This is a genomic window from Parasphingorhabdus sp. W113 (genome assembly GCF_055693205.1).
Genome location: NZ_CM146328.1, coordinates 16,216 through 32,859, shown reverse-complemented (window position 1 = coordinate 32,859; position 16,644 = coordinate 16,216). Strand labels below are relative to the sequence as shown.

Annotated in this window: 19 protein-coding genes and 1 pseudogene; 11 read left to right on the top strand and 9 right to left on the bottom strand. The window is 59.3% G+C overall.

The features are described 5' to 3' along the window. Position 1: 1 nt before the first annotated feature. The 7 genes from ACZ1GS_RS00195 to ACZ1GS_RS00165 all read right to left on the bottom strand — a co-directional run bounded on the left by ACZ1GS_RS00195 (position 2) and on the right by ACZ1GS_RS00165 (position 6,003). A complete protein-coding gene (locus ACZ1GS_RS00195) occupies positions 2-478 on the bottom strand; it encodes a disulfide bond formation protein B (protein ID WP_472696497.1) in 477 nt (158 codons plus the stop codon). Positions 479-487: 9 nt separating this feature from the next. Beyond that, the gene (locus ACZ1GS_RS00190; RefSeq protein ID WP_472696496.1) at positions 488-1,852 is read right to left on the bottom strand and encodes a S41 family peptidase; all 1,365 of its coding nucleotides are present in this window, start codon (positions 1,850-1,852) and stop codon (positions 488-490) included. Positions 1,853-1,997: 145 nt separating this feature from the next. Then, positions 1,998-3,194, bottom strand: coding sequence for a murein hydrolase activator EnvC family protein (locus ACZ1GS_RS00185; protein ID WP_472696495.1), 1,197 nt, complete (start codon positions 3,192-3,194; stop codon positions 1,998-2,000). 3 nt (positions 3,195-3,197) lie between these two features. Then, the gene (locus ACZ1GS_RS00180) at positions 3,198-3,620 is read right to left on the bottom strand and encodes a 23S rRNA (pseudouridine(1915)-N(3))-methyltransferase RlmH (RefSeq protein ID WP_472696494.1); all 423 of its coding nucleotides are present in this window, start codon (positions 3,618-3,620) and stop codon (positions 3,198-3,200) included. Between the two features lie 15 nt (positions 3,621-3,635). After that, positions 3,636-3,962, bottom strand: coding sequence for a ribosome silencing factor (gene rsfS / locus ACZ1GS_RS00175; RefSeq protein ID WP_472698174.1), 327 nt, complete (start codon positions 3,960-3,962; stop codon positions 3,636-3,638). 96 nt (positions 3,963-4,058) lie between these two features. Continuing rightward, a complete protein-coding gene (locus tag ACZ1GS_RS00170; protein ID WP_472696493.1) occupies positions 4,059-4,700 on the bottom strand; it encodes a nicotinate-nucleotide adenylyltransferase in 642 nt (213 codons plus the stop codon). Between the two features lie 49 nt (positions 4,701-4,749). Beyond that, on the bottom strand, positions 4,750-6,003 hold the full coding sequence (locus ACZ1GS_RS00165) for a glutamate-5-semialdehyde dehydrogenase (protein ID WP_472696492.1): 1,254 nt from the start codon (positions 6,001-6,003) through the stop codon (positions 4,750-4,752). A gap of 258 nt (positions 6,004-6,261) precedes the next feature. Here ACZ1GS_RS00165 and ACZ1GS_RS00160 point away from each other — a divergent pair, with 258 nt between their 5' ends. Both ACZ1GS_RS00160 and ACZ1GS_RS00155 read left to right on the top strand, forming a co-directional pair. Next, entirely contained in the window at positions 6,262-7,461 is a 1,200-nt protein-coding gene (locus tag ACZ1GS_RS00160) for a M23 family metallopeptidase (RefSeq protein ID WP_472696491.1), read from the top strand. After that, the gene (locus tag ACZ1GS_RS00155) at positions 7,454-7,876 is read left to right on the top strand and encodes a bactofilin family protein (RefSeq protein WP_472696490.1); all 423 of its coding nucleotides are present in this window, start codon (positions 7,454-7,456) and stop codon (positions 7,874-7,876) included. Before ACZ1GS_RS00160 ends, ACZ1GS_RS00155 begins: the two co-directional genes overlap by 8 nt. Before the next feature lie 35 nt (positions 7,877-7,911). Here the strand turns inward: ACZ1GS_RS00155 and ACZ1GS_RS00150 are convergent, their stop codons facing one another. Beyond that, positions 7,912-9,420 carry a YifB family Mg chelatase-like AAA ATPase gene (locus tag ACZ1GS_RS00150; RefSeq protein WP_472696489.1) on the bottom strand — a complete coding sequence of 503 codons (1,509 nt, stop codon included), beginning with the start codon at positions 9,418-9,420 and terminating at the stop codon, positions 7,912-7,914. 199 nt (positions 9,421-9,619) lie between these two features. Here ACZ1GS_RS00150 and ACZ1GS_RS00145 point away from each other — a divergent pair, with 199 nt between their 5' ends. From ACZ1GS_RS00145 to dapE, 9 genes and pseudogenes are all read left to right on the top strand, one after another. Beyond that, positions 9,620-10,369 (top strand): hypothetical protein, encoded by a 750-nt coding sequence (locus tag ACZ1GS_RS00145; protein WP_472696488.1) that lies wholly within the window; start codon positions 9,620-9,622, stop codon positions 10,367-10,369. A 162-nt stretch (positions 10,370-10,531) separates the two neighbouring features. Continuing rightward, entirely contained in the window at positions 10,532-10,858 is a 327-nt protein-coding gene (locus ACZ1GS_RS00140) for a hypothetical protein (RefSeq protein ID WP_472696487.1), read from the top strand. Between the two features lie 141 nt (positions 10,859-10,999). After that, entirely contained in the window at positions 11,000-11,134 is a 135-nt protein-coding gene (rpmH, locus tag ACZ1GS_RS00135) for a 50S ribosomal protein L34 (RefSeq protein ID WP_082788408.1), read from the top strand. Positions 11,135-11,167: 33 nt separating this feature from the next. Beyond that, entirely contained in the window at positions 11,168-11,560 is a 393-nt protein-coding gene (gene rnpA, locus ACZ1GS_RS00130; protein ID WP_472696486.1) for a ribonuclease P protein component, read from the top strand. Between the two features lie 5 nt (positions 11,561-11,565). Then, positions 11,566-11,777: pseudogene (yidD, locus tag ACZ1GS_RS00125) on the top strand (membrane protein insertion efficiency factor YidD). A 52-nt stretch (positions 11,778-11,829) separates the two neighbouring features. Continuing rightward, the gene (gene yidC / locus ACZ1GS_RS00120; RefSeq protein WP_472696485.1) at positions 11,830-13,644 is read left to right on the top strand and encodes a membrane protein insertase YidC; all 1,815 of its coding nucleotides are present in this window, start codon (positions 11,830-11,832) and stop codon (positions 13,642-13,644) included. Continuing rightward, the gene (gene yihA / locus ACZ1GS_RS00115; RefSeq protein ID WP_472696484.1) at positions 13,641-14,261 is read left to right on the top strand and encodes a ribosome biogenesis GTP-binding protein YihA/YsxC; all 621 of its coding nucleotides are present in this window, start codon (positions 13,641-13,643) and stop codon (positions 14,259-14,261) included. Before yidC ends, yihA begins: the two co-directional genes overlap by 4 nt. Positions 14,262-14,310: 49 nt before the next feature. Beyond that, positions 14,311-14,982: a glutathione S-transferase family protein gene (locus ACZ1GS_RS00110; RefSeq protein ID WP_472696483.1), complete on the top strand. Its 672-nt coding sequence runs from the start codon at positions 14,311-14,313 to the stop codon at positions 14,980-14,982. 6 nt (positions 14,983-14,988) lie between these two features. Then, a complete protein-coding gene (gene dapE / locus ACZ1GS_RS00105; RefSeq protein WP_472696482.1) occupies positions 14,989-16,137 on the top strand; it encodes a succinyl-diaminopimelate desuccinylase in 1,149 nt (382 codons plus the stop codon). A 10-nt stretch (positions 16,138-16,147) separates the two neighbouring features. Here dapE and ACZ1GS_RS00100 read toward each other — a convergent pair whose 3' ends face one another. Then, the gene (locus ACZ1GS_RS00100) at positions 16,148-16,522 is read right to left on the bottom strand and encodes a Smr/MutS family protein (protein WP_472696481.1); all 375 of its coding nucleotides are present in this window, start codon (positions 16,520-16,522) and stop codon (positions 16,148-16,150) included. Between the last annotated feature and the right edge of the window lie 122 nt (positions 16,523-16,644).

Here is a 16,644-nt window from a genome sequence, read left to right as displayed (position 1 = left end):
ATCACGCTTCCTTTCGGCCAACGAACATCAACACCAAGATGAGCATGGCACCGCCCACAGACAAGAGGAAATTATATCCGGCCAGCGAAATGCCAAAAAGCGACCAGGGCGCCACATCACAGCGGACCAGCGGCGCATTCATGATCGAGTCGAGCATGTCCGCCCCCTCGGCGACAACGGTCGCGCAGGAGGTTATGCCTTCCCACCAGCCATATTCCACGCCAGCATGAAAACCGCCGATCAAACCGCTGATCAAAATGGCCAGCGCCGCATCAAGCACGAGGAATTTCGACCAGCGCTGCTGGCGCACAAGCAAGGCAGCGAGTGCCAGGACAATGGCGGCCAAATGCGGCCAGCGCTGCCACACGCACATTTCGCAGGGATACAAGCCGAAGCCATATTGGCTGATCAACGCCCCACCAAGCAAGGCCGACGGGATCAGAAGAGCCAGCCAATAAGCGGCGTGGGAACGGGCCAACCTGGCCTCCTAGTTTTTCGCTACCGCCGGTTTGGTGGATTTTTTGGGTGCCGCCTTGCTCATCGCGACCTTCAAACCTTCGGGCCCAAGACGGCCGATGGTCTGCAGGGCATAGTGCAACTGGAAGTCCGTCACACCCTCTTTCTCGAGCTCTTCCGCGGTTTGCTTGAACCGGGGATCATCCTTGGTGTCCTCTTCCAGCACATCATCTTCCAGCTTCACTTCATTGACGAGATGACGCCGCAGATCGGATTCGCGGAACCGTGGACGGGTTTTATAATCCGGGTCGGACAGTTGCGGCACGATGATATCCGGCTCGATGCCACCTTCCTGTACTGATTTCCCGGACGGCGTGTAGTAGCGTGCGGTCGTCAGGCGCAGGGCCGATGTGTTGGACAAGGGCAATAAGGTCTGAACCGAACCCTTGCCGAAGCTCCGTTCGCCCATGACCAGACCGCGATGATGGTCCTGCAAGGCCCCGGCGACAATTTCCGAAGCCGATGCCGAACCGGCATCAATCAGGACAATGACCGGCAAGCCATTGGCGGCATCGCCGCTCTTGGCAAAATAGCGTTCGATATCGGACTTGCTGCGTCCACGTTGCGACACAATTTCGCCGCGCGACAGGAACACGTCGGAAACATTTACCGCTTCATCGAGCAATCCGCCGGGATTGGAGCGCATATCAAGCACATAGCCCAGAGGTTTCTTGCCCAGTGCCTTGTCGATGCCGGCAATTGCGGCTTTCACATCCGCACCGGTATCGTTGGAGAAGCTTGTGATGCTGATCACGCCAATCTTGTCTTTCACTTCCCAGGTCACCGGCTTCAGATCGATGATGGCACGATTCATCGACACGTCAAACGGCTTGTCGCGTCCGGGCCGGACAATTGTCAGCTTGATCGGAGATCCGGGACGGCCGCGCATTTCTTCTACCGCTTCATCGAGCGATCCGCCGTAAATCAGTTCGCCATTAATATGGGTAATATAGTCCCCGGCTTTGACACCGGCCTTGTCGGCAGGCGTATCCTTGAACGGCGCGATCACCTTGACCGCCCCGTCTTCCATCGTCACCGAAAGACCAAGACCGCCATAATTGCCGTCAGTCTGGGTCCGCAAATTGTCAAAATCCCGAGCATCGAGAAAACTGCTATGCGGGTCGAGACTGCCGAGCATCCCGTTGATCGCGCCCTTGATCAGCGCCGCGTCATCAACCTGGTCGACATAGTCGGTCCGCACCCGGTCGAACACGCTCATAAACTGTTCCATCTCGCGATAGGTATTGGCATCGACTGCCGAGATCGCGGCGGTCGTGGCGGGCACGAGCGCGACCGTCAAAACAAGGGCGGCTGCCTGCAAAACGGGTTTTTTCATCAATGCTGTCCTGTCTATCTCTATTGGCCGTAAATATAGGCCTGAATCGGGCTTAAAGCCAAGCACCTTAACCAAAAATGACAACAGTCTTCGATCAACAGCGATTCCGGATCGGATTCAGACGCGTCCGACGCGGCGATTCGGCTCAGCCAATCAGCGCGGCGATATCGATCGGGCGGCCGTTGCGGCGCAATTCGACCGTGACCGTCGGATCATCGGTTCCGGACCGGCCGAGCGGCGCGCCCTGGACGATACGATCTTCAACCGCGACACTGGCGGTTGCCAAATTGGTGATCAAGCTGGTCCAGCCGCTACCATGTTCGATAATCACAATATTGCCATAGCCCCGATAGCGCCCGGCATAGGCGACAATTCCGGCCGCCGGCGCGACAATCTGCGCTTCCGGTGCAACAGCCAGCGTCAGACCGCGCGAGCGATATCCGCTGTCCGATATCTCGCCGAGGCCGGTCACGATATCGCCGATCACCGGCAACCGATAGGCCGTCGCAACATCCGGATTCTGCGCGGTCTCCGGCACCTGCTCTTCCCCGCCCTGCCCGTCCCGCAAGACCGGCCCACTTAGCTGGGCCAGCGATTCACGGACCGCGCCGCTTTCCCGGATCTGGTCCATCAGATCGAGAATATCCCGGGCCTCTTCACCCAATGCCAGCGCACGGTCCTGCTCCAGGCCGGCATCGCTGGAAAATTGCTCCGCATCGATCCGGACATTGGCTTCAAGCCCTGCCAGTTGCTTGCGTCGGTCGGCCAGGCGCTGCTGGCTTTCGTTCAGGGAAATGATCGCCCGGTCGGCCTGCTTGCGCAGTTTTTCGCCTTGGCGGACCTCATCACGCAGAGTCGCGGTGCGTTCCTCGATCTGCGGAATAACCGCGGCCATAACCGATCGCATATAGATTAACTCGTCGAGCGACCGGGGTTCAACCAGCGCCACTGCAGTGGGCTTGCGCGTCATCATCTGCAACGCGGCGGTCAACCGCACCACCGGCCCCTGCTTTTCCGCGAGCCGCGCCCGCTGGCGGCGCTGCAACTGTTCGACAATCGCAATGCGGGACTGCGCCGCTTTGATATCGGCTTCGGCAGCCTGGATTCGGGCGGCGAGCGCCGCGGCCTCATTGCCGACCTTGTCGGCCCGGTTGGTGGCCGCTTCCGCCTGGCGACGCAGCGCATTGCCGCGCTGTTGCGCTTTTTCAGACTGTTCGCGCGCAGAAATCAGGGCGCGTTGCTGCTCTTCGAGGGACGGTTCGGTGACCTGTGCGGACAAGGCGACGGCACCGAAACCCAGAACCACGATCAGGACCGAAACTAACGCGGATGCGCGCATCATTGCTTACCCTTCCCTGTGATAGGGATGCCCGGCGAGGATCGCCGTTGCCCGAAACAATTGTTCCGCCAGCATCGCTCTGGCCATCATATGGGGCCAGGTCGGTTTGCCAAAAGACAGGAAATGGTCCGCGCTGTCGCGTTCTTCCGCGCTCAGCCCGTCCGCCGCACCGATCAGGAAGCGCGCTTCACGCACCCCGTTGTCGCGCCATTGGCCGAGCGTTTCGGCAAAACGCATCGATGTCCAGTTCTCTCCAGTTTCATCCAGGGCAATAATCTTGGTCTGGTCGGTGGTCTTTGGCGTCTTGCCCCCTTTGTCGGGCAGCTCGCTCACCTGGCATTGCCAGGGAATGCGCTGGACATAGCGGTCCACCAATTGCTGTTCCGGGCTGCGGCCAATCTTGCCGCGGGCAACGATATGAAGCCGCATGACCGTTCGCCCTGATTAAAGCTCAGCCGCCTCGGCTTCGGCCATCTCGTCTTCGCCAACCGCCCACATCCGTTCCAGATTATAGAAGCTACGCACTTCGGGACGGAACAGATGGACGATAACGTCACCGGTATCGATCAGCACCCAGTCGGCATTGGCCAGGCCTTCAATGCGGGCTTCGCCGCCTGCCTGCTTCACGCGTTCCGCCAGTTTCTGGGCCATGGACGCTACCTGGCGAGTCGAGCGGCCTTCCGCGATCACCATATGATCGGCAATATTGCTTTTTCCCTCAAGGGCAATCGATACGACATCCTGCGCCTGATCGTCATCCAGCGATTTCATCACCAGGGCATAAAGGGCGTCTGATTCAGCCTTTCCTTCTTTGGAATCGGCGGCTTTCAGGGCCTTTGTTTTCGGTTTCGTCAAAATTAATCCTAATCAATCTGTTGGGCAAACCAGCCGCCTCGTCACGGCGTCGCGAACGCAGTGGTCAGCATAGAGTTTGTGCCAATGGGGCCGGGCCATCCGGATCGCGGTGGCCGAGCGGGGGTCGGGACGATAGCGCAAGAATGTCAGCGCTGGCGTACTCCAGTTAGTCCAGTTCCTACGCTGGCTCGCGGGCCGGACGGAGCGCCGGAGCCAGGCCATTGCGGGAGCCGCAAGAGCATCGTCATCATAGCCGGGACGGGCAATAACTGCAATCGGCAATAAGCGGGCGATTTTTCGCCAGTCTTTCCACCGGTGAAACTGGGCGAGATTGTCGGCGCCCATGATCCAGACAAACTGCCGTTTGGGATAGCGCCGTACCAAAGCCAACAACGTGTCATAAGTATAGCGCGTGCCGAGCATCTGCTCGATCGCAGTTGGCCGGATCGCGCTGCGCCGCGTCATTTTCTGCGCCGACGCGAGGCGCGCAGCCAGCGGTGCCATGTCGCTCGCCCCGGCCTTCAGCGGATTCCCGGGAGACACCAGCCACCACAGTTCATCCAGCGCGAGTTCTTCCATCGCGAACAGGCTGATCGACCGATGCGCGCCATGGGCCGGATTGAACGAACCGCCGAGAAGCCCTGTGGTCTTCATCGCTGGCCAGACCCGGATGGATGGTTGATTTTCCTGGAGATGGTCGCGCTCAAGGTCGGATTTGCCCGGTGCCGCGAACCACCCATTTATAGGTTGTCAGTCCTTCCAGCGCGACCGGGCCGCGGGCGTGCAACCGTCCCGTGGAAATTCCGATTTCCGCGCCCAGGCCAAATTCGCCGCCATCGGCAAACTGGCTCGACGCATTCCACATCACAATCGCGCTGTCTGCCCGCCGGATGAAAATGTCGGCCGTGGCGGCGTCTTCGGTCACGATGACATCGGTGTGCTGCGACCCGTGCGCCGCGATATGGGCGAGCGCTTCCTCGACTCCCGACACCATGCGCACCGCCAGAACCGGTGCGAGATATTCAGTGTCCCAATCGTTCGCATCCACCGGCACGGTCCGGGCGTCGAGTTCCATGATACTGTCATCGCCGCGTATCTCGCAGCCGGCGTCGATCAACGCGCGGATCAAAGGTCCGGGCGCGGCATAGTCCTGATCGATCAGCAAGGTTTCCATCGCACCGCATATGCCGGTCCGTCGCATTTTGGCGTTCACCGCAATCGTTATGGCTTTGTCCTGATCGGCGGCCTTGTGGATATAGCTATGGCAAATGCCATCGAGATGCGCGAGCACCGGCACGCGCGCCTCTTCCTGGACCCGCGCGACCAGCGACTTTCCGCCGCGGGGGATGATGATGTCGATATGTGCACGCGCGCGCAGCATCGCGCCGACCGCAGCGCGATCCGTTACCGGCACCAGCTGCACCGCATCGGCCGGCAGGCCCGTCGACGCGATTCCTGCCACCAGCGCGTGATGAATGGCGCGATTGCTCTCGATCGCCTCTGATCCGCCGCGCAAGATGACGGCATTGCCCGATCGCAGGGCCAGCGCCGCAGCGTCAGCGGTTACGTTGGGCCGGCTTTCATAGATGATGCCGATCACCCCCAGCGGGACCCGCACCCGCTCCATGATCAAGCCATTGGGCTGCTCCTGGCGATCGATCAACACACCAACCGGATCCGACAGTCTGGCGACCTTTTCCAGGGCTGACGCCATAGCGTCGAGACGTCCTTCATCGATCATCAGGCGGTCGAGCATGGCGTCACTCAAACCGCTGTCCCTGCCGCGCGCCATATCCGCCGCGTTGGCGGTAATAATTTCGGCCTGATGGTCGCGCAGGGCGCTGGCCGCCGCCAGCAACGCCCGCTCTTTGTCGGCTGCCGTCGCATGGGCCATGGTGTCAAAAGCCGCCCGTGCCTTTGCGCCCATATCTGCCACCATTGTTTCATGATCGGTCATGCCGGTCTGCTAGCATGGCTGCTCGCGCAATTTAACCCTCTTCGCGCGCTGTCATCAGAGCACGAAAAAACAGGTGGAGAATGTGACAAATCGCACAAACGAATCGTTCAAAACCGGCTATTGTCGGTTAATTTTACATTAATTTGTCAACTCACCGCACGAGTCGTCCCATTCGTCACGACTCGTCGCGGGATGATTCGCGCGACCATCCCCCCTCTGCTACGCGCCTTTCAGGGGATTAGTAAAGTAAGACGGGTCATGCACAATCAACCAATGAAGGGTGGGCTCAAAGCCCGGCTGGATCATATGTTCACAGATCGCGAATTTTTCATGCGCGCCAACGGACAGGTCCGGTTTCTTACCATATCGGCGACGCTGCAGAAGCGGGTGGTCTTCGGCATATCGGCCATTCTGGCGATCTGGCTGATCATCACTTTGGCGATGACGGTCAATCAGCTGACCGTGTCGGGCGAACGGATCGCGCTTGCCAAGAAGGAAGCGGCGGTCAACAGCTCGGAGAGCCGCGTCGCGGCCTATCGGGAATCGGTCGATGGAGTCGCCAGCGACCTCAGCAAGCGGCAAGATGTTCTCGATCAGATCACATCCCAGTTCATCGGCGAGCTTTCTGCAGAAGACACTGCGAACAGCTTGACCGAGGAAGACAAGCAGCTGTCTGAAAACACGAAAAAGATCAGCGCCGCCTTCCCCGAAGCCTCTCAACTTGCCGAACTGGAAGCGCGGCAGATCGCCTTTGCGCACAAGCTTACCCGAGCGGCGCAGAAACGGTCTGCACGGGTCGAAGCTGCGATTCGCAAATTTGGCTTGAACCCCGAGAAACTGTCACCGGCTAGCGGCGGCGCCATGGGTGGTCCGTTCATTCCCTTTTTCGGCGCGGACGAGGAAGAGCTCCACCCGACTTTGGAACGGCTGAATCTGGCGCTGCAACGGATGGATCAGCTGGAGCAGACATTGCTTGCCATTCCGTCCGCGATGCCGGCCGATGTATCGATGATGTCCAGCAACTACGGTTATCGCCGGGATCCGTTTACCGGTGCCAGTGCAATGCACAGCGGCATCGATTTCAAGGGACCGCATGGCCAGCCCATTCTGGCGGCTGCAAAAGGGCAGGTAACCCATGCGGGATGGAAATCCGGCTATGGCAAGACCGTTGAAATCACCCATGGCAACGGGTTGATGACGCGCTATGCGCATCTTTCGAAAATTCACGTGACCTCTGGTCAAACCATCAAACAGGGCATAGAATTGGGGGCTATGGGCAGCACGGGTCGGTCCACGGGTACGCATCTCCATTTTGAAGTGCGTCTCAATGGCACCGCGATTAATCCCCGGCCATTTTTGGAGGCAAATACAGATGTTCTCAAAGTCAAAGCCGTCGCAAGACAGCGCGCAACCGCCCCAAAGGAGCGTTCCAAAAAGTCAGGCTCCAGCCGTGGCTAGAAGCAGCGCAACCAATGGATCCAGTTTCTCCGTCATCGGGGATGGTATTGTAATCACTGGCAATATCGACGCCAAGGTCGATCTCCACATCGATGGAGAAGTGATCGGTGACATCCGGTGCCTGTCGCTGGTGCAAGGCCCGTCGAGCAAGGTCAAAGGCGCGATCGTCGCCCAGAATGCCAGCCTGTCCGGTGCCGTGGAAGGATCGATTGATGCCGGTGATCTGGTGATTGCCTCGAGCGCGCGAATCGGCGGCGACGTGACCTATGAAAATGTCACGATCGAACAGGGCGGACATGTCGACGGCAAATTCAAGCACAAGAGCAGCAAATCACCCAATCTCGCCAAAACCACGGTCGACATGGCAAGCAAGTCCCCGCCGCTCGAACTGACCGAAGGCGACAAGGCGGCCTGACTCGGGTATTTTTACCGGACTTCTGAAGATATTCCCTAGTTGCGCGGCGGCTGTCGCCGGTAGCTGAGGGCTTCCGCAATATGAATACGCGTGATCTGCTCCGAATCCGAGAGATCAGCAATGGTCCGCGCCACCCGCAACAGACGGGTATAGCTCCGCGCCGATAGCCGCAGGGCTTCGGCGGCTTGGGCCAGCAAAGCCTGGCCCTGCGCAACCGGAGTCGCTGTTTCCTCCAGCGCGTCCCCGTCAATCTCGGCATTTGTCCGCTGGCCATATTTTTTTAGCCGATCCCGTTGGCGGTCACGGGCCCGTCGAACGCGCCCGGCGACAGTCGCGGAATCTTCGACCGGCGCCGGCATGGTAAGATCTGCTGCCGATAGCGCCGCCACTTCGACGTGCAAGTCTATCCGGTCGATCAGGGGCCCGGACAGCTTGGCCTGATAATCCGCGGCACAGCGCGGCGCCCGCGAGCAAGCCCGAGTGGCATCGTCGAGATGGCCGCAACGGCACGGATTCATCGCGGCGATCAATTGCACCCGCGCCGGAAAGGTCACGTGCGCATTGGCACGGGCAACGCTGACTTCGCCGGATTCCAGCGGCTGGCGCAGGGAATCGAGCACCGATCGCTGGAATTCGGGAAACTCATCGAGAAACAGCACGCCGAGATGGGCAAGGCTGACTTCGCCCGGCCGCACTTTCAACCCCCCGCCCACCAATGCTGCCATCGAGGCGCTGTGATGCGGGGCGCGATAGGGGCGTGCCCGGCTCATCTGTCCGCCGTCCAGTGTTCCCGCGACACTGGCGATCATCGACACTTCCAGCGCTTCCGCCGGAGACAAAGGCGGCAAAATGCCCGGAACACAAGAGGCGAGCAGCGATTTTCCCGATCCTGGCGGCCCGATCATCAGCAGATTATGACCGCCAGCTGCCGCAATTTCGAGCGCCCGCTTGGCGGTCTCCTGTCCTTTGACGATCTTGAGATCCGGCCCATAATCCGGTTCCGGCGCCTGACCTGTTTCCGGCGGGGTCAACACCGACTGGCCCTTGAAATGGTTGAGCAAGGCCAGCAGATCCGATGGCGCCAAAATCTCGACATTGCCGGCCCAGGCGGCTTCGGATCCCTGCAGCGCCGGGCAGATCAGCCCGAGATTCTCTTCCGAGGCATGCAAGGCCGCGAGCAGGATACCGGGCGTGGCGGCAAGCCGGCCATCGAGCGACAGCTCTCCCACGACCACATAGCTTGCCAGCGTCTCGGCATCGATAATGCCCATCGCCCCCAGCAAAGCCAGCGCAATCGGCAAATCATAATGGGATCCCTCTTTTGGCAAGTCGGCCGGCGACAAATTGATTGTGATGCGTTTTGGCGGCAGCGACAATCCCAGTGCCGCAATGGCTGCGCGGACCCGTTCGCGGCTTTCCCCCACCGCCTTGTCGGGCAGTCCGACGACGTTAAAGGCCGGCAGCCCCGATGCAACCTGACATTGCACTTCGACCGACCGGGCATCGAGACCAAGAAACGCAACCGTGGGCACCAAGGCTACCATGTATCGATGCCCTCGGGTTGTTATGCCTCATCACCGGCCCTCTTTGACAAGCGGGCGTTGTCAAGTCGAGCGCGAAGCGCGTGTTGGCCCAAAGGGTCAACCGTTCATCCATTTTGGATGTGATTGCTCACCGTGGTTAACAAGCCATAAACCAGCCGCGCGTACGTTTTGGCAACAGCTTCGTGACAAAAGGCCAAATATGGACCGGTTAACGAAACAGAAACGCGACGCCATGCGCGACACCCAAATGACCGCCGCCATTCGCCTTGGCGAACGGGGCCTGTGGGTTACGCTGATCAGTCTGTGCGCACTGTTGCTGGTTCCAACCCAACAGGTCCATGCCGGCGAAATCGGCTATACCGTCACCGAAACGGTTGAAACGGTCGAATATCAATTGGTCGAACCGGCCGGGCGCGCCGTACAATCCGCGCCCTATGCCGGGCAATTTGGTCCTTTCCGGGTGATTGCGGCCCATCTCGTGGAAATGGAAGGCACTGTCGACAGCCACAGTCCGGCACAATTCCGTCAGATGCTGCGGCAATATCCCAATATTCGCCGGATCGAAATGATCGACTGCGGCGGATCGATCGACGAAGAAGCCAATCTGGAGCTGGCACGGCTAATCCGACGGGCTGGCATCAACACCCATGTTCCAGCCAATGGGTCGGTACGGTCCGGCGCGGTCGAACTGTTCCTCGCGGGCGTGCAGCATACCGCAGACGATGGCGCAGAGTTCGTCGTCCACAGCTGGATGGATGAAGACGGGCTGGAAGCGGACGATTATCCTGCCGACGATCCGGTCCATGCCGAATATCTCGACTATTACCAGGAAATGGGGATTCCGGCTGACAAGGCACGCGCCTTTTACGCCTTGACCAACAGCGTCCCCTTCTCCGGACAGCTGAAACTCTCCCGCAACGATCTGGCGCGCTTTCAGCTTCTGCAATAGGCACCAAAAGCGCTGACAAGGGGTGTGCCCTGGAGCGCAATAAGCGGCGTTCATCTTCTGGCCATATGCTTGTGGGATAATCGACCAGCGGCAGGGATAATTCGACGACATGGCTTGCAGCCATGCGCGCGATGCCCCACATTGCCAGCTATGAAGGAGACTATGGACCATAAATTCAAGAAGAAGCGTCTGCGCTATACCTCCGGGTCGCGATTCGCATTGTCCATTCTCGGATTCTTCCTGATGTTGATTGCGCCGATCGTAGGTGCGATTCCCGGTCCAGGCTTCATCATATTATTCCCGATTGGTTTGGCGCTTGTGTTGCAAAATTCCCGCTGGGCAAAAAAGCGCTACGTCGATTTCAAGCGCCGGTTTCCGCAATATGGCAAATGGACCGACTGGGCGATGCGCCGGCGGCGCCACAAGGAATTGCCCGATGATTTTGAATTGCCGATCTTTGGCAAGGTGAAAACCAAGTCCGAAAGCTGATTTCGCGCATCGGCACAGCACCAGATATAAATCCGCCCTAACGCTTGACTTTCCGCGCCTCTCCACTTAATTGCAGCGCCGAAGCACCAGCCGCTCTTGAGCGCGGCTTTTTTGTCGAAAATTTGATTTAGGATAAACGCGATGAAGCGCACATTTCAACCGAGCCGGCTGGTCCGCAAACGCCGCCATGGTTTTCGCGCCCGCAAAGCAACTGTCGGAGGCCGCAAAGTACTGGCTGCCCGCCGTTCGCGTGGCCGCAAGAAGCTCTCCGCCTAACGCCTCTGCTGCGGCAGACAGGGCGGTGATGCGGTGACGACACCGCAAACCCGATCATCATCAGCATCCCCGGTTCGCAAGATCGAAGCGATTCGCAAACGACCGGACTTTCTTGCCGCCAATCGCGGCAAGCGATTCGTGTCGCCCGCTTTCATTATCCTCGTCCACAAGCGCAAAGACGTTCTCCCGGTCGATTCGGACATGGTCCGCTATGGGATCACGGTGACCAAAAAAATTGGCAACGCGGTGGTCCGGAACCGGATGAAAAGACGGTTCCGCGTCTTGCTAACCGAACTATTGCCCCAATATGGTATTACGGGCGCCGACCATATCATGATCGGGCGCAAACAGGATGCCGAACGGGATTTCGATGACATGAAGACAGATCTGACCAAAGCCTTGAAACATCTCGCCAAAATACTCTAACCGCGATGCTCAAATCGATTCTCATATTCTGTGTGCGATGCTGGCAATGGGGGCCATCCCGCATTTTGCCACCGACATGCCGCTACAGCCCGAGCTGTTCTGCCTTCACAATCGATGCGATCCAGAAATACGGTGCAATTAAGGGTGGCTGGTTGGGCGGGAAACGGCTATTGCGCTGTCATCCATGGGGGGCTCTGGCTATGACCCGGTTCCCTGACATATAAAACCGGTGTCCGCACCGCATATTGACCAGAGCTTAGGATAATTGAGTGGACGACAAGCGTAATATCATCATGGCCGTGTTGCTGACCGGTATCATCCTGTTCGGGTGGCCGCTGCTGATGGAAACATTTTTCCCTGACATGGTGAACAAGAACGAAGCCGTGGAAGCGGCGGACAGTCCCGCTAACGCTGCCGTCGATGGCGGCACGCCAGCGGTTTCCACAACGCCTGCCGCCGGGACCATCGGTGCCGCCGGTGCTGCGAGCCAGGTCCGCAAGCTTCCGGTCGTGCTGCAGGAAAGTCCCCGTATCGCCATTGAAACGCCGCGCCTGAGCGGATCGATCAACCTGCTCGGCGCCCGGATTGATGATCTCACCCTGACCGATCACCGCACCGCACTGGCCAAGGACAGCCCACCGGTTCGCCTGTTCGCGCCAGCGGGCACAAAAGACGCCTATTTCAGCCGCTTTGGCTGGGCCGGTGACAATGTCGCCCTGCCCGATGACAAAACCATCTGGGCCGCCGACCAGAGCAAGCTGACGCCCGAGAGTCCGGTCACGCTGCGCTGGGCCAATGACAGCGGCCAGACCTTTGCCATCACCCTCTCGATCGACGAGAATTATCTGATCACTGCGGAACAGAGCGTCACCAACCGCGGGGAAAACACGATTGCGCTCAATCCCTTTGGTCTGATCAGCCGGGTGCGCGATCTCGACAAGGTTCCGACCGCAGAAGCGGACAGCTGGACCATCCATATCGGCCCAATGGGCGTGTTTGACGGCACCGCCAATTTCGACACCGACTATGAAGATGTCGACGAAGCGGGCGCCAGCGGGATTTCCGGCAACGCCACCAACGGCTGGATCGGTTTCACAGACAAATACTGGCTCGGCGCCCTGATTCCGGACAGCAAATCCAAGGTCGATGCCAAGTTCCGGGCGGGCAGCGGCGACGTTTATCAAGCCCAGATTGCCCGTGAAAATGCGCAGGTCATTGCACCGGGCAAAGTTCTCACCACGACCACCCGACTGTTTGCGGGTGCGAAGGAAACGGCACTGCTCGACACATATAAAGAGCAATATAATATCACGCTGCTCGACCGGGCGATCGATTGGGGCTGGTTCTACTGGTTTGAAAAACCGCTCTTCTATCTGCTCAACTGGCTGTTCAAGATGGTCGGCAATTTTGGCGTGGCGATCATCCTGATGACCTTCGTCGTGCGCGGAATCATGTTCCCGATTGCCCAGAAACAATTTGCGTCCATGGCGCAAATGCGGGCGGTCCAGCCGAAAATGAAAAAGATCCAGGAGAAATTCAAGGACGACAAGCAGAAGCAGCAGCAGGAAATCATGAAGCTGTACAAGGATGAAAAGGTCAATCCGCTGTCCGGCTGCCTGCCGATATTCCTTCAGATCCCGATCTTTTTCGCGCTCTACAAGGTGCTGATGCTGTCGATCGAAATGCGCCATCAGCCGTTCATGCTTTGGATCAAGGATCTGTCCGCGCCCGACCCGCTGACACCGGTCAATCTGTTCGGCCTGATCCCGTTTGATCCGCCGAGTTTCCTCGCAGTGGGTATCTTGCCGATTCTGATGGGCATCACGATGCACTTCCAGTTCAAGCTCAATCCGCAACAAATGGACCCGATCCAGCAACAGATATTCAGCCTCATGCCGTGGATATTGGTGTTTATCATGGCGCCCTTTGCCGCTGGCCTGCAGCTCTACTGGACGGTGTCCAACGTGCTGACTATCGCGCAGCAGAAATGGCTCTATTCCCGCCATCCCCAGCTCAAGGAGCAGATGGCGAAAGATGCGGAAGAAAAGGCGAAAAAAGCGGCTGAAGAAAAAGCGGGCGCATGACCCCGCTGCATCCGAAAATCTTTTCCGGGCCGATCGCGTTTCTGAAATCGGCCCCACAACTGCAGTTCTTGCCGGATCCGACCGTGCCCGAAATCGCCTTCGCGGGACGCTCCAATGTCGGCAAGTCCTCGCTGATCAACGCGCTGACCAATCGCAACGGGCTGGCGCGAACATCCAATACGCCGGGCCGGACCCAGGAACTGAACTTTTTTGATATCGGTGATCCGCTGATTTTCCGGATTTGCGACATGCCGGGCTATGGCTTTGCCAAGGCCCCGCCCAAGACCGTTCAGAAATGGCGCTATCTGATCAACGACTATCTCCGCGGCCGACAGGTGCTCAAGCGCACCTTTGTGCTGATCGACAGCCGGCACGGGATCAAGAATACCGATGAAGATGTGCTGACCATGCTCGACAAGGCGGCGGTCAGCTATCGGATCGTGCTGACCAAGGCCGACAAGGTCAAGACGGCCGAACTGGAAAAGACCTTTGAAAAGGTCGTCGCGGTTGCCAAAAAACACCCGGCGGCACACCCCGATTTGATCACCACATCTTCCGAAAAGAAGATCGGCATTGCCGACCTCCGCGCCGCGGTGCTCGAAGCGGTCCAGATATAGCTGCATTTGGCACTCGACTTCGCGCGAACGCACCGTCTAATATGCGCGGATGAAACTGATAATCGGAAACAAAGCCTATTCAAGCTGGTCCATGCGTGGCTGGCTGGCCTGCAAGCAATCGGGCCTGTCGTTCGAAGAATTGACCGTCCCGCTTTATGGCGAGGACTGGGAAGATGTCCGCAACGGCGAGCATTTTGCGCCGTCCGGCGGCAAGGTCCCGATCTTGTGGGACGGTGAAACGGTGATCTGGGACAGTCTGGCGATTATCGACTGGCTCGCCGACAAGACCCACCGGGACCGGTTCTGGCCCAAGGACGAAACCGCACGCGGCATGGCCCGGTCAATGGCTGCCGAGATGCATTCCAGCTATATGGCACTGCGCAAACAATGTCCGATGAACACCCGCAAGCGCTATGAAGGGCTGCAGTTCAGTCCCGAAGTGCTCGAGGATGCTGCCCGCATCATGCAGCTCTGGGCGCAGGCAAGAGCGCGGTTCGGGCGCGGGGGACCGTTTCTGTTCGGAACCTTTGGCGCCGTCGATATCATGTTTGCGCCGGTCATATCGCGTTTTCAGACCTATGGTTTCCCGATACCCGGTTTTGCCGCTTCCTATATGGAAACGATGCTCGAACACCAATGGCTCACCGAATGGATGGAATCCGCCGAGGACGAACCATGGGTGATCGAACGCCTCGAACATCCCCCCAAAGGCGAAGGCTAGAATTTCATGACCAACACCGCGGTTCAACAGCTCGCCGAGCGGCTGATCGCCTGCCCGAGCATCACCCCCGCCACCGGAGCGGTGTTTGCCGAACTGGAAGCGATGCTGGAACCGCTGGGATTTGCGGTCACCCGGTTCATCGCCGGCGATCGTCCGGAAGAGGCGGATCTGGGCGGGGCGGTTGAAAATCTCTTCGCGATACGCACTGGTGCCGAAGGGTCCCGGCATTTCGCCTTTGCCGGCCATCTTGACGTGGTACCGCCCGGAGAAGGCTGGAAAAGTGATCCGTTCGTTCCGGAAGTGCGCGGCGAGTTGCTGCACGGCCGCGGCGCGGTTGACATGAAGGGCAGCATCGCGGCCTTTGTCAGCGCATTGCAGCGGCTGCCTGCCGATCTCGGGACCATCAGCCTGATCATTACCGGTGACGAAGAAGGCCCGGCGCGGTTCGGCACGGTGGCGATCATGGACTATATAGCGCAGCAAGGTATCACACCTGATCTTTGCCTGGTTGGCGAGCCGACATCGGTTCATCAACTGGGTGACATGGTCAAGATTGGCCGGCGGGGCTCCGTGAACATGTGGATCACCGTCAACGGCACCCAGGGGCATGTCGCCTATCCCCATCTTGCCGACAATCCGATCACCAAGCTCGGCCGAATCCTGACTGAGATCGAAGCCGTTCAACTGGACGACGGCACCGACTGGTTCCAGCCGAGCAATATTGAGTTTACCGATCTCGAAGTTGGCAACCCGGCCCATAATGTGATCCCGGCCAAGGCCAAGGGGCGGCTCTCAATCCGCTTCAACGACCAGCATAGCGGCGAAAGCCTGAGCGCGCAGATCCGGGACATTGTCGAACGTCACGGCGGAAATCTCGAGCCGATTATCTCCGGCGAACCGTTCCTCACCCCGCCGGGAGAATTGTCCGAACTGGTCAGCGCCGCGATCACAAAGGTGACCGGGCTACAACCAGAACTGTCGACCACTGGCGGCACGTCTGACGCGCGCTTCCTGTCGAAAATCGTACCGGTGGTGGAATTTGGTTTGTGCAATGCAACGATGCACAAGCTCGATGAAGCGGTGGCCCTGGCCGACCTCGAAAGCCTCAGCCAGATCTACGAAATGATCGTCGAGTCAGCGCTGTCGTCGTCCTGACCCGCCCGCTTTAGCGGCGGCGACGCAAGATGATGTAGAGCGCCCCCGCCCCGCCATGACGCGGATGCGCCCGGCGAACAGCGGCAATATGGGAAGCATGGCGCGAGGCTGCCAGCCAGTCGGCAATCGCCGCGCGAATGGCGCCACGCCCGCCTTCGCGCTGGCGCTGTTCGGCGCTGCGGGCCTTGCCCGTGATCAGCAAAATCGCCCGGTGCCCGGCCGCGATGCTCAGTTCGAGCGCGCTGTCGAGTCGGCCATGGGCAGAGGACAGGGTATAGCCATGCAGGTCAATCGTAACATCCGGCTGGACCACCCCCTTGTTGAGACGGCGATCCCAGTGCCCGTCAAGACCGGCTTTTTCCGGCACCGGGACCTGATCACGCAACGGCACCGCCCGGGCCGGAGGCCCCCAAAAGTCTCGGCGGTGATCGGTCCCCGCACATCCGGCAGTTTCTTGGCCACGGGCAAGGCCTTGACGCGACTGACGCGCCCTTGGTCAAGCGGTTC

What these genes read in the sequence shown, in the direction of transcription:
- ACZ1GS_RS00190 (WP_472696496.1), bottom strand. Translation starts at nt 1,852, where the DNA reads ATGAAAAAACCCGTTTTGCAGGCAGCCGCCCTTGTTTTGACGGTCGCG.
- ACZ1GS_RS00185 (WP_472696495.1), bottom strand. Translation starts at nt 3,194, where the DNA reads ATGATGCGCGCATCCGCGTTAGTTTCGGTCCTGATCGTGGTTCTGGGT.
- ACZ1GS_RS00180 (WP_472696494.1), bottom strand. Translation starts at nt 3,620, where the DNA reads ATGCGGCTTCATATCGTTGCCCGCGGCAAGATTGGCCGCAGCCCGGAA.
- rsfS (WP_472698174.1), bottom strand. Translation starts at nt 3,962, where the DNA reads ATGAAATCGCTGGATGACGATCAGGCGCAGGATGTCGTATCGATTGCC.
- ACZ1GS_RS00170 (WP_472696493.1), bottom strand. Translation starts at nt 4,700, where the DNA reads ATGAAGACCACAGGGCTTCTCGGCGGTTCGTTCAATCCGGCCCATGGC.
- ACZ1GS_RS00165 (WP_472696492.1), bottom strand. Translation starts at nt 6,003, where the DNA reads ATGACCGATCATGAAACAATGGTGGCAGATATGGGCGCAAAGGCACGG.
- ACZ1GS_RS00160 (WP_472696491.1), top strand. Translation starts at nt 6,262, where the DNA reads ATGCACAATCAACCAATGAAGGGTGGGCTCAAAGCCCGGCTGGATCAT.
- ACZ1GS_RS00150 (WP_472696489.1), bottom strand. Translation starts at nt 9,420, where the DNA reads ATGGTAGCCTTGGTGCCCACGGTTGCGTTTCTTGGTCTCGATGCCCGG.
- ACZ1GS_RS00145 (WP_472696488.1), top strand. Translation starts at nt 9,620, where the DNA reads ATGGACCGGTTAACGAAACAGAAACGCGACGCCATGCGCGACACCCAA.
- ACZ1GS_RS00140 (WP_472696487.1), top strand. Translation starts at nt 10,532, where the DNA reads ATGGACCATAAATTCAAGAAGAAGCGTCTGCGCTATACCTCCGGGTCG.
- rpmH (WP_082788408.1), top strand. Translation starts at nt 11,000, where the DNA reads ATGAAGCGCACATTTCAACCGAGCCGGCTGGTCCGCAAACGCCGCCAT.
- yihA (WP_472696484.1), top strand. Translation starts at nt 13,641, where the DNA reads ATGACCCCGCTGCATCCGAAAATCTTTTCCGGGCCGATCGCGTTTCTG.
- ACZ1GS_RS00110 (WP_472696483.1), top strand. Translation starts at nt 14,311, where the DNA reads ATGAAACTGATAATCGGAAACAAAGCCTATTCAAGCTGGTCCATGCGT.
- dapE (WP_472696482.1), top strand. Translation starts at nt 14,989, where the DNA reads ATGACCAACACCGCGGTTCAACAGCTCGCCGAGCGGCTGATCGCCTGC.